9 protein-coding genes are annotated in these 14,515 nt (G+C 51.5%); all 9 read right to left on the bottom strand.

Translation table 11 applies throughout. The features are described from left to right. Positions 1–79: 79 nt before the first annotated feature. The 9 genes from PAEVO_RS06375 to PAEVO_RS06335 all read right to left on the bottom strand — a co-directional run bounded on the left by PAEVO_RS06375 (position 80) and on the right by PAEVO_RS06335 (position 14,514). Positions 80–2,500 (bottom strand): glycoside hydrolase family 95 protein, encoded by a 2,421-nt coding sequence (locus PAEVO_RS06375; protein WP_100539341.1) that lies wholly within the window; start codon positions 2,498–2,500, stop codon positions 80–82. Between the two features lie 26 nt (positions 2,501–2,526). Next, positions 2,527–4,245 carry a right-handed parallel beta-helix repeat-containing protein gene (locus tag PAEVO_RS06370; protein WP_243390647.1) on the bottom strand — a complete coding sequence of 573 codons (1,719 nt, stop codon included), beginning with the start codon at positions 4,243–4,245 and terminating at the stop codon, positions 2,527–2,529. Between the two features lie 65 nt (positions 4,246–4,310). Continuing rightward, positions 4,311–5,456 carry an SGNH/GDSL hydrolase family protein gene (locus tag PAEVO_RS06365; protein ID WP_100536793.1) on the bottom strand — a complete coding sequence of 382 codons (1,146 nt, stop codon included), beginning with the start codon at positions 5,454–5,456 and terminating at the stop codon, positions 4,311–4,313. A 152-nt stretch (positions 5,457–5,608) separates the two neighbouring features. Beyond that, entirely contained in the window at positions 5,609–7,276 is a 1,668-nt protein-coding gene (locus PAEVO_RS06360; protein ID WP_207797451.1) for an extracellular solute-binding protein, read from the bottom strand. A gap of 129 nt (positions 7,277–7,405) precedes the next feature. Beyond that, positions 7,406–8,311 carry a carbohydrate ABC transporter permease gene (locus PAEVO_RS06355; RefSeq protein ID WP_100536792.1) on the bottom strand — a complete coding sequence of 302 codons (906 nt, stop codon included), beginning with the start codon at positions 8,309–8,311 and terminating at the stop codon, positions 7,406–7,408. Positions 8,312–8,326: 15 nt separating this feature from the next. Beyond that, positions 8,327–9,283: an ABC transporter permease gene (locus PAEVO_RS06350; RefSeq protein WP_243390646.1), complete on the bottom strand. Its 957-nt coding sequence runs from the start codon at positions 9,281–9,283 to the stop codon at positions 8,327–8,329. Between the two features lie 262 nt (positions 9,284–9,545). After that, positions 9,546–11,879: a helix-turn-helix domain-containing protein gene (locus tag PAEVO_RS06345; protein ID WP_243390645.1), complete on the bottom strand. Its 2,334-nt coding sequence runs from the start codon at positions 11,877–11,879 to the stop codon at positions 9,546–9,548. Between the two features lie 323 nt (positions 11,880–12,202). Further along, entirely contained in the window at positions 12,203–13,687 is a 1,485-nt protein-coding gene (locus tag PAEVO_RS06340) for an S-layer homology domain-containing protein (RefSeq protein ID WP_100536791.1), read from the bottom strand. Positions 13,688–13,818: 131 nt separating this feature from the next. Further along, on the bottom strand, positions 13,819–14,514 hold the full coding sequence (locus PAEVO_RS06335) for a response regulator transcription factor (RefSeq protein ID WP_100536790.1): 696 nt from the start codon (positions 14,512–14,514) through the stop codon (positions 13,819–13,821). Position 14,515: the final 1 nt, after the last annotated feature.

The following is a 14,515-nucleotide window of genomic DNA, read 5'->3' as shown; positions in this document are numbered from 1 at the left end:
TAAAAAAGACTCCTTGAAGGAGTCTTTTTTTCAACTTCGAATTGTACGGACACAATCGAAAAGGTATGCATTATGCCGATCAAGTCTTAGATTCCCCAGCCGATTCCCTCACCAGCCTATAGGTTATCCCCTGTTCTGCTGCAAATGAATGCACATCTTTACCGGAGAGCTGTACGGGAACCCGGGCTTCGCCTTGGTAAACCGCAATCAAATCTCCATGACCTGCGTCTACGCTGCACATATTGCCACACCGGGACATGATCTCTGCCTCCGTCAGTTTTCCATCCTTCCAGCGAATGTTGACTTCATAGCCACCTCTTGCCCGCAGTCCACGTACCTCGCCTTCCGGCCATGCATCCGGCAGTGCCGGCAGCAGCATGAGTTCGGAGCGATGCGACTGCAGCAGCATTTCCGCAATTCCCGCTGTAGCCGCGAAATTGCCGTCGATCTGAAAAGGTGGATGCGCTCCTAATAAACTTGCATATACGCCTCCGTGCTCATAACGCTCCGATTCGCCGTCCTTCACTAATCTCAGCATATGATTTAACAGTTGCAGCGCTCGGTTGCCGTCCCCGAATCGGCTCCATAGCGCAACTCGCCAGCCCAGGCTCCAACCCGTGCTTTCATCCCCGCGACGCTCCAAGGAAGTTCGGGCTGCTGCAAACAGATCAGGGCTTTCTTCCGCAGATAGCTGTCGTCCAGGATAAACCCCGACCAGGTGGGACGTATGCCGATGAAATACGTCCTCATCCTCGAAGTCATGGGACCATTCCTGCAGCTGACCGTATCGACCGACCTGCAGTGGCAGCAATCGTTCTCGTTTGTTAATCAATTCCTCTCGGAAATCCTCATCCGCGCCGAGAATGTTGGCCGCCTCGATGCAATTGGTGAACAGCTCCCAAATGAGGGAAATATCCATGGTCGCCCCTTCGCTGATCGCAGCTGTCCCATCCGACGTGCGGAATTTATGCTCCGGTGAGGTCGACGGAGATGTCACGAGATGACCTTCGTTATTTTCTATAAGCCAGTCCAAAGCAAATAAGGAAGCTTCCTTCATGATAGGATAAGCAACTGCGCGCAAATAGGCTTCATCACCACTAAATGCGTAATGCTCCCATAAGTGTTGCGTCAGCCAGATTCCCCCCATCGGCCAAAGCGCCCATGAAGGATCCCCGTCCCCGTAATTGCCGACCGGAGCGGTATGGGCCCAAATATCCGTATTGTGATGAACGGTCCAGCCTCGAGTACCGTAATGAACGGCGGCGGTGTCCGATCCGTTCACCGACAAACTTCTGATGAGCTCCAGCAGAGGTTGATGGCATTCTGCCAAATTGCATATCTCCGCGGGCCAATAGTTCATTTCCGCATTGATGTTCAAGGTCCAATTGCTGCTCCACGGCGGCCGGGTTGATGCATTCCATATTCCCTGGAGATTGGCGGCTTGCGTTCCGGGTCTGGAGCTTGAGATCAGGAGATAGCGGCCATAGTGGAACAACAGCTCGACCAGGCCTGGATCCCGGGCACCGAATTGCTCGATTCTCCTCTCCGTGTCCATATCACCGGAAGCTAGTGACTCGCCTAATCGGAGGCTTACGCGATCATATAGGCTGCGATAATCGTTGATGTGCCGCTCGCGCAGCTCTGTCCAAGTGTGGCTTCTTACACCTACCATACAAGCCGCAGCTTTAGCAGCGGCTGCAGCCGACGGATGGTCTCCGCCATCGCGGTGACCGGGAATTTGATCGAATCCGTTGAAGCTGGTTGCCGCAGTAAAGTAGATGACGGCTTCGCTGGCATCCAGTACATGGATGCCAGCGGCGTCCACTGTAACGCGGCCATCGGTTTCAGCCACTGCCAGCCGACCTTCGAAAGCCATGGCGGCGGTATGTTCAGGATCGCCGTAACGTATAGGACGATCAGACGACACGTAGCTGGGCTCGACGCGTTCCGGTGCAAATCCCGACATGGAGTACATATTTTCTTCGGTCTTTACGGTATAGCGCAGCGGACTTTCCAGATGTGCATGGAAGTTCAGCGCGCCAGGGGTGCTTGAGGTTAACCGCAATGCAATCATCTGATCCGGGCTGGATGCGAAGCATTCTCTCGTGTAGGACACCTCTCCGATAAGGTATTCCGTTCGTTGAACGGCTTTAGCGATATCCAGCGTTCTTCGGTAAGAATGAAACACGCCTCCATGATCAAACCTGAGGCATAGGTCTCCAAACGGGAGGTAAGATTCCGTATAGGGCCCCATCATCTTGCGCCCTAGCTGGTCAGCCTCCGAATAACGCCCCTGGCGTATCAGCTCCCGGATCGCCGGCAGCGCATCCCCGGCTGACGGGTTGTTCCAATCCCTGGGATAACCGGACCAAAGCGTATCCTCGTTCAAGCTAATCGTTTCACGTTCCACGCAGCCGTAAATCATAGCTCCAAGACGTCCGTTGCCGATCGGCAGCGCTTCGGTCCAGACTGACGCCGGCTTAACATACTGCAATTTCATATTTTCTCCCACTCGCTATCCCTCCTTTAATTCAAATCGTCATACTCCAAGTCGTTACACAAAATATCCGCTCCAATGCAGGCTTCCAGCTTGACGCGTTCTTCCAAAGGGACATTCCCTTCACGGTCGTATTTCTCCTGCATCCGAATCACGTTATTTTTAAATATCAGTCCCTCCGTGCTTCTTGCCATTAACCAATCTTCTCCGGTCGTTTCAAAGCGGTTGCCTGTAATCCGGACATTGCGATGAACCGATGCATGGTGATGTTTATTCTCAGGCGCAATCCGAATCACGGAATGCCCGGGGCCGCCGCAATTCACAAACCGGTTATCCAAAATGTTCATATCCGTTACAGCGCCGGATTCGTACCAGGATGAGGCGTCCGCTGCGACCAGGATCGCGCTCATCTGCATATTCATAAAGGTATTATCCCGGATCATGATCCGCCGCGGTGTCGTGGTTAGAATGCCCCGCGTGGGAATTCGGACGAACGCATTGCCGACAATATCGACCTCCGGCGTCCAAGTCACATTTTCAAGCACGTCCCGCACTCCGACGACCGCAGGAACCGCCTTCTCCAACGTAAGCAGCATTTCGCGTGGCGACTTCATACCGACAGCAGCCACACGTCCGAAAGCGTAGGTGTTCAGCGTATCCGCATCCACGAATGCGACCTCATCACCTGGCAGAAAGGCCAAAAATCCGTAGGTCTGCGGATGCATAAACCTTACAAGCAATTGATTGGTGGCCGGTCGATCAACGATCCGAAGGTAGGTGCCGTGAACATTGATTGCATCATCATGCGCCCCTGCAAACCGGCTATTCCGGATCGAGACCTTCCCCCTGCAGCCCGACAGATGGATGAAATCGGCAAACCCCGCCACCGTGCGGCCGGTCTCCGGACGCGGCGTCAGATCCAAACGTTCAAAGATCAGATTTTCGCTGAACTGTCCAACTACGCCCAATCCATGCATGAAATGTATGCCCACGTTGCTTAGCGTCACCCGGGAGCTTCCGGTGATCAACATGCCAACCTGGTCCCGAATGCCGTCGCGCATTTGCACGATCGTACCGGGAGCCAGATGCGGGGAAGCATGGTTTCCAAAATGAAACCGAAGCCGACGAGGAGATATCTCCTCTGTATGTAACACCCGTTCCAGCCAATTATCCACGCGCCAGGTAGCACTCAAATCTGCACTGCATAACTGCATCGGCCCTTCACGAAAACGCCAGCCTTCCCCAACCCATTCGAATTTACCGTCTACGCAATCATAGCAAGAATCCGGGTGAACGGTCGTCTCAAGGTAAGCATCACCGCATCTATCCACCGTCATTTCGGTCACGGTCGGCGCGGCGTAATCCCAGTGCAGATTGCGGATTTCAATATCCGTACAGCCATCAAGCACAAGCATCGTCTGCTTCCCGTGAAAAATAAACAAGGCGCCGTTCCCTTCGAGTGTCATATGGTGAAGATCCTTAAGCCATATCCCGATCGTTTTGGTCACATCCGGATTCTCTTCCTCGCTGGTGGTATTCGATATATGGTACGCTTCCCGAACGGCGGATTGAGGATAAAAATGATAGCACCCCGGCGGTACGTCCAGAATGACCGCGCCCTCCATTGCTCTGACGGCTTCAATCGCGCATTTCATCGCAGATTGCACATCCGGGTTATTGGGGTCCTCGTAATCCCGTAACGAAAGGACGATCGGAGTTGTTTTATCTTGATTACCAGGAAAATGCAATAACAACACCTCCATCACGAATAGCAGCTCTTTTCAAGCTTGGTATAACAATCGCAGGAGTCCGCCTAATTCGCAAGCAGCTTCAGCACGCGCATGCCCGTACCCTGGCTTCGCTTATCCTTGAGTCCAGTGTTTCGAACCATGATCGAGATCGGCCCGCGCAGATGATGTCTCGGAAAGTGTACGCTGACTGGCCGATAGGCGTTCAAGCACCACTCGTCGAAGGGATTGACCCGTACGAAGGACTGTCCGTTGATCGAGTACTCAAAGATTCCGGTGTCGGGTCCGCATAGCAGCAGCAGTCCGCCGCTTTGTCCTTCCACAGTAAACGTAAACGAAGCGTTTGGATGATCAGAGTACCTATGCTCTGTCGCATAACGCCAATTCATGAGCTTTGAACCTTGCGGCAGCTTCCCGATATGATAATCCCCGGTATAATCGGCAAGCTCATAGGAGAGCATGTCGGCATATTCGTAATTCCCCGTCATCAGCGGTTCTTCGGGCAAAGATTCGCAGTGATCGAGCATCAAAGAATCAACCTCGGTCGACAGCAGCTCATTCAAACCTCTTCGCAAAAAACCGGCGTAGATCTCATGCCCGTCATCATTCGGATGATACCCATCAGGTGCAAGCGATGCCCACACGGCCTCACCATTCTGCAGCATGCGATAGATCCCGGCAGCAAAATCGACAGAAGGGATGCCGTAATACTCGGCCACTTCTTCGTGAACGGCAATGGGATACGGCCGGATACAGGTCAGATTTCGATCCGCCCCGGTATAAATAAAGCATATATCGGTGCGGGGGGACAGACGCCGGCATTGGCGGACAATTCCCTCCATCCCTCTGATGGATTCCTCCCGATTGCTGCCGTCATTTACGCTGAATTCCACGAATAGCAAATCAATGTTCTCAACGCGCAGCACATGCTCGCGAAGGCGGTGAGCTCCGAGCGTCGAATCCGTCCCCCCGACCCCTGCGTTAATGGAGCGAATCCGCGATTTTCCGAAGCGGTCTCTTAAATAATGAGCCGTTAAGGCGCGCCAGCTGATCTTATCCGCCGCTGAGGCACCGGCTCCCTCCGTAATGGATCCGCCCAAAAAGGCAACCGTAACCGGGGCTTCCCCTGCAAGCTTGGCCTTCACATTAGGCAGCCCTCGGCGATGAACGATGAACGCGGCACGATCCGTACCTTTGTTATAATGGGACATATGATAACCTCCCCTCGTATAATGCCTATTTCTTTTCACTAGTCACCCGTAAAACAGAGAAAATGCGGAGTGGCCGATCTCTTTAGACCGGCACCCGCATATGGATATTCGTATGGCTCCATAGTCAGCCGCAGCTGCGAGTTGCCCTTCTATTATTTGGCGGATTGATCGTAAGCCGTCTGCAGAATTTCAAGATAACGATCCAGTTTCAGATCCTGCAATCCCTTGACGTAAGCGTCCCAATCCTTGTTCAGATCCTTATTGCCGGTAATAAATTGCAGCTGGTTCTGCTCAATATAGTTCTTAAGGTTCGTTTGAAGCATGCTGGCTTCGTCGATGACGCTCGGATCGATCCAGATCGACCAGATCGGAAAGATTTCCTTCGGCTCATGTCCTTGATACAGCAGCGATGCATTGTACAATCTGCGCTCATAGCCATCGGATGCATAAATGTCGGTTCCCTGCACCCAAGTATCGCGGTACTCCTTCGGCATATAGAAATGGCCCATTCCGCTCCAACCCGCATTGTGCGGTGCTTCGCCTTCCTTCATCGGAATGGTCTTGACCATCGGGGTCACGCCCTCGCCGAGCGCTTGATCGCCGGGCTCGGGATCCGTCCAATCGATCCCTTTCATGCCGGTTGCGGCATTGGTTTGGCCTTCCGGCGTAAACATGTAGTCCACCATCTTGATCAATGCAATGCGGGCTTCTTCACTGGCTTTGTTCGTGATCACGAATTTTGCGCCTGGTGATACGCCCCCCGCATCATGGGTTGCGTATGAAATTCCGTTCGGCCCGCTTAACGGCGGAAGCGGATTGTAATGCGCCGAGCGGGTGTTGCCCGGATCGATGTTTACGAAGATGGCCGGATGCATGCCGGCACCGGCGCCGAGAATTTCCGCATCCGCGTTCTCGCCGATTTTCTTGAACGCCTCCGCATTTTGGGTGAATGCGCCCGGATCGATCAATCCCTCGTCATACAACGATTTGATATAGGCGAGCCCTTCCTTCCATTCCGGCGTGATCGCCGCGGACTCGACCTTGCCGCCATTCATCGTCAAGTAGTTCCGGTCATCGTCGTAAACGAAGCTGTTCATCAAATAAGGGATGATCCGTACGCCGAAATCCTCCGTTGAACCGCTGAGGGGCACCTCATCCGCTTTCCCGTTGCCGTTCGGGTCCTGCGTTTTGAATGCCTGCAGCATGCTTCTGAATTCCTCCGTCGTTGTCGGTTCCTCGAGATTCAGCTTCTTCAGCCATTCGGTATTGATCCACATTTTGTTGGGATAGGAGCAGTGAAAACATTCCGTGTATGCGCCTAGCCCATAGATATTCCCATCCGGGGCCGTAACAAGCGCCTTCATTTCCGGCGTAGCTTCCATGGCCGCTTTAATGTTCGGTCCATGCTGTTCAATTAGATCGTTCAGGGGAATGAGCACTCCCTGTTGTCCGTATTTGAGCACATCGGCTTGGGAGAATTCATCGATATAATGCGTCAACAGGTAAGCATCCGGATAATCGCCGCTGGCCAGAGAGATCTGACGTTTCTCCTTGGCGCCGTCGGAGGGATTGATCTGCCATTTGAATTTGATGTTGAACTGTTCCTCCATATGCTTGGTGAATTTGTTGGCCGGAATATCGATGCCTGATTCCTGTACGGCAAAAACGCTGATTTCCACGGGTTTCGAGCTGTCCGTGCTGCCGGATGAGCTTCCGCCCTGCGGGCTGCTCGGGCTTTCTGTATTTTTGCCCGAGCAGCCTGACATCACGATGCTGCTCGCCAATAGCAGCATAAACAAACTTAGTAGGCCTCTTTTCAAATTGGATCGCTCCCTTTTTCATTAAAGTGAACACGTAAACGTCTAGCTTCGCACGTAATGAGAGCATCACCTCCCTTCCATCATAAGATCAAATCGCTTTGCGGAATTCAGCCGTCCCCTCGAAAGCGATCAGCCCTTCACAGAACCCACGAGCATCCCCTGCACAAAATAGCGCTGAACAAACGGATATATGACCAGCACAGGCAGGGTGGCAACCACGATCAGCGCATATTTCAGAAGCTCGGCCAGCTGCTGCCTCTCGACCATGGCTAAAGCATCCATCGTTCCCGAACTGTTATTCTGGATGATGATGCTTCGAAGAATCAACTGAAGCGGGAACAGGTCAGCGCTTTTCAAGTAGATCAACGCATCGAAGTACGCATTCCACTGGCCAACCGCATACATGAGCACAAGCACGGCCATAATCGGCTTCGACAGCGGCAGGACGATGCTCCAGATAAAACGTATATCGCTGCAGCCGTCCATCTCGCTGGCCTCCTGCAATTCGTCCGGAATGGAAGACTGAAAAAAAGATCGGGCGATAATCACCTGCCACACCCAAATGGCATTGGGAATGAGCAGCGCCCAGCGGGTATCGATCAGATGAAGCTCCCGCACGACCATGTAGGTTGGAATCAGTCCTCCGCTGAATATCATCGTAAATGTAATGATCATCATCAACGCGTTACGTCCGAAAAATGACCTGCGAGACAGCGGGTAAGCAATCATAATGGTCAACAAGACACTGATGATCGTGCCGGCCGTCGTGTAGAAAATGGAATTGGCGTATCCGGTCATAATCTCGGGCGTTTTAAAGAGGACCCGAAAGCCTTCGAACGAAATATCGACCGGCCACAACCATACCCTGCCCGAAGTAACGGCCGCCGGGCTGCTGATGGAGCTGCTGATGATGTAAATCAGCGGATACAAAACCGCAATAACGACCAGAAAGAGAACGATGTATACCGTTGTCAGGAAGATGCGGTCGCCAGCGGACTCCTTGATTTTTCTCGTACCTGTTTGTTGAACTGCCATGCCCTAGCTCCTTCCTTACCAAATGCTGTTATTAGTTATTCGTTTAGCCAATCCGTTCACGGTCAGCAGCAGAATAAGGTTGATCACGGAATTGAACAGGCCGACCGCGGTTGCAAAGCTGTAGTTCGCATTCAGTAGTCCGATCCGATAGACATAGGTTGCAATGATCTCCGAGTTCACCTGATTCAGCGGATTTTGCAGCAGATAGACCTTCTCGAATCCGAGTGCCATCACGTTGCCGACATTCAGAATCAAAATGATGACGATGGTCGGCACAATGCCCGGCAGATCCACATGGCGAATCTTTTGGAAGCGCGAGGCGCCGTCCACCTTTGCCGCTTCATACAGGGTCGGGTCAATGCCGGCCAATGCCGCCAAATAGATCACCGCGCTATAACCTGCCGTCTGCCAAATATCGGACCATACGTAGATGGAACGAAACATCCCCGGATCGCCGAGAAAGTTCACGGACTCCAGTCCGAAAAAATTCAAAGCCACGTTGGCAAAGCCCAACCGCGGAGACAGAAACAGCATGATGATCGACACCATGACCACCGTGGAAATAAAATACGGCGCAAAGGACACCAGCTGGACGAACTTTTTGAATCGACCGCCCCGGATCTCGTTGATCATTAACGCCAGCACGATCGGAATCGGAAATCCGGCTAAGATGAGATAACCGCTGAGAATAATCGTGTTTTTGACGAGCGTCCAGAATAACGGATTCTCGAAGAACAGTTCGAAGTGCTTGAAGCCTACCCAGGGACTGCCCCATATTCCCTTGATGACGTTGTAGTCCTTGAAGGCAAGAACGGCATTCAGCATCGGATAGTACTTAAAGATCAGGAAAAACAGCAGCGGCGGAATCACGAGCAGGTACATCTGCCAATGCTTCCTCAAACTCTTTCGTGCAACATGCCAATAGCCTGTGCTGGTGCCGGTATGGATAACAGGCTCCGGCTCGATTACCAATGGCTTCTCCAGAATAATCCCCCCTAATGTAATGACAACGGATGTGTCGGCATTGAAATGACAGCGTTTTCTTTATGTGTCGATCATAGGGGAGAATTCCGGTCCTTGAACAGGTACACTTCGGTTGTTTGGCGTACAAATAACCGCTTTTCCGCAGGGCATCCTGTCTCGTCAGGGGCCAAATCCCGCGTATTCGCGTTTCTTTAGCCCAAACAGCCGCATCGTCCTAAGTGACAATGCGGCTTGTCAGGATCAACCTATACTACACGACCTCGTGAGACTGACGGTAAGCGCTCGGTGATATGCCGATGAGACGCTTGAATGCCCTGCGAAACGAATGGGAGCTGTTGTAGCCCACCTGAGCCGCTATTTCATCGACCGTGAGGTTGGTCTCCGCAAGCAGTATGGCCGCCCGATCCATCCGCACCTTGATCAGATGATCGGAATAATTGACCCCGGTTACTTCCTTAAACAATTGGGAGATGTATTTCTCCGGCCGTTCCACGTGCTCGGCCACGCGGTATAAGGTGAGATCCGGATGTGCGTACGTCGCTTCCGTATATTCATAAATCTGCTTGATCAGTTTGGCATGGGAGTCCTTCTTTTTATTGGCAATATATCTGCACAGCTCTCCCATGATCGCATGGATTTCGTTATGAATGGATTCCAGCGGCCCGGTTAACCCGATATCGATGATGCGCTTTTTTATGCTTTCAAACCATTCCGACTCCGCAAAAATTTTCTGATCCATTAATTTAAGGAACGTTCCTTTGATTTCACCTACCAGCTGATGCTTCATCTCGACCGATAACTCGCGCTGTTGGAGATTATGATCCATGATCAGATTGACGATCTTCTCGGCTTCTTCCAGCTCTCCTGCCCGTACCGTGCTGATCAAGCGCTGCTCGGTGTCCAGTGGGTAGTAATATGTTGTGTTGACGATTCTGGCTTCGCGGTACCACATCGTCTCTTTTTGATTCAAGTAGACGGCATATTCTAGGGCTTGCTTGGCCTGGTCAAAGGACTGCCCCGCCTCTGAGACCGAGTCGAACGGATCGCCAAAACCGGCTTGGAGGAACATTTTATATTCATGCAGAACCTGATTCGTCAGCGTTTCGATCAACCTCGTAATTCGAAGCTCTTCATCCGGCCCAGGCTCTCTTTCTTCGTCGGTAAAGAACAAAACCACCATTTTGTCCGAGCCCAGATCCGTCATGGGCAGCGACCCGGCGATTTCGGAAAAGGCCTGCTTCATGAGAAGCCGGGCGGCGTTAAGCTCATTAAGGATCTCCACGCTATCCATGCCGGCATATCCTTTGATCTGCAGGATGCCGACATAGCCTTTTCCGTTATGCAAGGCAATATCAGCCTGCTGGGCAGCGGAAGCAATTTCGTCCCTCGATTGAAACTCGCCGGCAGTCAGCCGTCTCAGGAAAGCATCCCGGACAAACGGAAGCTGACGCGTCAGCTCGTTTTCCAGTTGTTTGTTTTTGCTGATCATATTGGCAATATTCCCGCTCAAAAAGTCGAATTCATTCCGCTCCGTCAGCTCATCCCTGCCGAACTGCTCTTTCATGATGCTAATCATGCGATGGATCGGCACGCTGTTCCGATGAGCCCAATACAACCCGAACAGCAGCCCCACGATCATGGCGCCCCCGGTAATGAACCAGGACGCTTGTTTAATTTGATCGGCATTCTCCATTAAGGCGCTGCGGGGGATGCCGGCCTGATAGACCCAGCCGCTCTTATCCGAGCGTGTGGTGATCACAAGGTCATTCTTGTAGAACTGGCTGGCTTTGCTCTGATCGAATGCCGGATCGTTTATGATTTGGCTCACATCGGATTCCATGTTTCCTTGAAGGGCAAGCGTATTCCCTTTCCCGTCGTGGATATGGACCCAGCCGCCGTAATTGTCGGTTAACCCCGAGAACAACCCGGCAATCGTCTGTTCATCAATCACGACCACGACATTGGCCGGGGACGAATCGTTGAAGCTGTCCAACGGGAGCGACTGCATGTACGTGATGACCGAAGTTTCGTTGTTCCTATCCGAGAAAGAAGAAAGCGGTTTGATTTCACTGCGATGGGCTTTCTCCAGAATCTGTTGTTTCCATTCCTCAAACGTGAGACCGTCATAATGAAAAAACTCGTAATAATGCTCCGGCCGATAAGAGGAGCCCGACGTTATAATCAAGTCGTAATTCGCCAAATAGATGTAGTAATGCTGAAGAAAATCGTTGGTTTGACCGAAGGTCAGCACATTGCGCATCGTTCTCCATATGCCGTAAACATCCCTTTGGGCAAGATGATCGTTGAGCAGCACGTTAAGGTCTGGATTGATCGCCAGCTGCCGCGTCATCCCTTCCACTTCCGCCATCCGGTGTTCCAGCAGCTCCTGGCTTTTCTCGAGCTGAATCATGCTATTCTCAATCGAAACGGATTGCGTTACGGAGATGGAGGTTAAGTAGGATATGTATCCTCCGATAGTGGGAATGAGCAGAATGGCAATATAGGAGATGAGAAAGCTGCGAAATACCTTCGAATGCTTAAGAATAAATATCCCCCCTTGTGTGATAGCGTTTTCAAAAAACATCGACTCAAATTCTCCCGCCAGCTAATAAATCTGATCATAATGGATGTTGGCGGCGCATGGGTAGGTACTTCTGCGTATAGAAAGGTACATTTTTCCGCCTCGATACGTGCATGCAGCTAAATGACAGAAAGTAACTCCATATTAGGGTAATCGGTGAGCTTGGTAAATATCCGATTGTTAAGGATCATGATGCTTTATGACAATAACGGAAAATAACCATGCTTTTGAATATTTTGATCATAGTCCGCAAAAAAAAATACAAAGAGGACAAGCTTTACGCTCGTCCTCTCGATCATGTACAGCCATGTCCATGCTGTAAAATATTAATTTAAAGTCAGGGCCGCATCGGTTTCTCCTGCCCACTCGCCTACCGGTTTGATGGTATACGTCGTTCCCGACTTCAGTTTACTCTCCTGTGTCAGATCAAACACGCCTACGGCTCCCTTGCGGCTTGAATATTTGTAGGTTGCTATGTGCTTGTTGCCGTCTGCTCCAGTCAATTCAACGCTCCGGCCGGAGAAGAGCTCGTCCCCAGGATCCTCGGACAGGGTAATGGCAATGGAGCTGTCGCTGATTGCCTCGGCTCCGATGATTTCCAGCGGAGCAAACGCTCCTGCTACGAATGTCGGGTTGGCCATCTGTGCCCAATCCGAGGTAACGGTATAAGTAACACCCGGCGTCAGCGTCTGGCCTTCCGGCAAACGGAATTTCGGTTCTTGTTTGCCATCCGTGGACTGGGTAAAAGGTACGTATTTGGCCACGATAGGTTGTCCGCCTGCAGGCGTAATCGTGACTTCCCTGGCTTGGCCAGAGGATATGATCTGATAGACTATTCCATCGGCGCTGTTGTTCTCATCCAGCACGAATGCATTGGCTCCGCGACCTCCGCTATAGGCGGAAATAACGTAGCCGTAGTCAACGACGCCATTCTCTTTAAGTGCCTCCAACTCAAACGTATCCTGAGCGACTTGTCTAGCCTCTGTCATGTCCAACTTCGCGCTATTGCCTGCAAATGTGCCTGCTGTTTTCCCTTTATAGGTAAGCGTATACGATGTACCTGGTTTTTGAACTGAGGTTGGGACGATGTAAGTGGAAATCGAGCCTGTCTTCAAGCGCGGCATGTTGGTGAGTTCCAGCCCGTCGTTAAATTTAAAATCTTCTTTGGCTTTGGCAAACGCCTCATTCTCTGCCGTCAAGGGAGCATCGAAGGTGACGATCAGGGTTATGGCATTCAATGCACGAATACTCGTGATTTTAGCTTTTTCCGACGGAATTGCCTCATGGGCAACGCTTATCAAGTAGGCCGCTTGACCGCGAGTCGTATGGCCTTCCTCGGAGTAAAAACGTTTCGCCCAATCATCCACGGACTTCGCGTCTCGTTTCAGAGCCTTGGACACCATTTGTACAAGCTCAGCGTGGGTAACCATTCCCCGTGGATCAAAACGTCCTTCCGGTGCCTGCATGATATCCTGCGCTACCAGCTCAGCCGCGTACCGTTCATACCACGCGTTTGGATTCACATCCGTAAAGCTTGTCTTTGCATCCCCTTTGCCTTCAAGTCCAAATGCAAGAACAAGCATTTTCGCCAGCTCTGCCCGCGTGATAGGACTGGTTATCCCCATCGTGCCATCCTGGTATCCCTGCATCACGCGAAGCTGGGACAGCTCTTGAGTGGCTTGCTCTATATCTTGTGCAGCCAGTGGGACCTCCGCAGCCTCAGCCTGCAGAACATGAAACGGAAGCGAAGCGGTCGTTCCCAGGGCAGCCGCCACCATCATGGCCGCCAGTTTATTAGAATATGTTTTCATTTGTAAACCCTCCCTATTTCGATGAGTATGAACGTGGATCGTCATATCTCCATGATAGAAGAGAGTCCTAAACTCCCAAGAAAGCAGGGATTAAGCGTTTCGAAAACTTTTATTAACAAATTCTAAATTGTTTAGACCGAAAAGCGGTAGCCAGCCCCCCATACGGTTTCAATATACTGCGGATTGGATGGATCCACCTCCATCTTTTCGCGCAGCTTACGGACATGGACGGTTACGGTTGCGATATCCCCGCTGGAATCCATGCCCCAAATCCGTTCAAACAGTTCCGTCTTGTTAAACACCCGGTTCGGATGGCTTGCCAGAAATTCAAGCAAATTAAACTCCCGGGTCGTAAACGTGACTTCCTCATTTCGGATGAACACTCTTCGCGCCGATTTATCGATGACCAAGCCGCGAATATGAATTTCTGAACTTGGACTTTGGCTTTGTTTGCCCATAAGCCTTACATATCTCATCAGATGGGCCTTGGCTCTTGCAACTAATTCGCTCGGGCTGAATGGCTTGGTAATGTAATCGTCGGCACCGAGATTAAAGGCACGGATTTTATCGATCTCCTCATTCTTGGCGGATACGATCAGAATGGGAACCTCCTTGTTCTTTCGGATATGACTGCATAGTTCAAAGCCATTCATACCGGGCAGCTGGAGGTCGACAATAATAAGGCTGTAGTCCTCGTTAAGGGCAAGCTTCAATCCCTCATTGCCTGTATGGCATAGATCTACGAGAAAACCGTTCAGTTCAAAATAATCCCGCTCCAATTGAGCGATCGTTGTCTCGTCTTCAATGATGAGAATGCGTGTTGTCATG

This window comes from Paenibacillus sp. GM2FR (assembly GCF_002803325.1).
GTDB lineage: Bacteria > Bacillota > Bacilli > Paenibacillales > Paenibacillaceae > Paenibacillus_AQ > Paenibacillus_AQ lautus.
The sequence above is the reverse complement of the archived record's forward strand: the minus strand, read 5'-3'. Positions and strand labels throughout refer to the sequence as shown.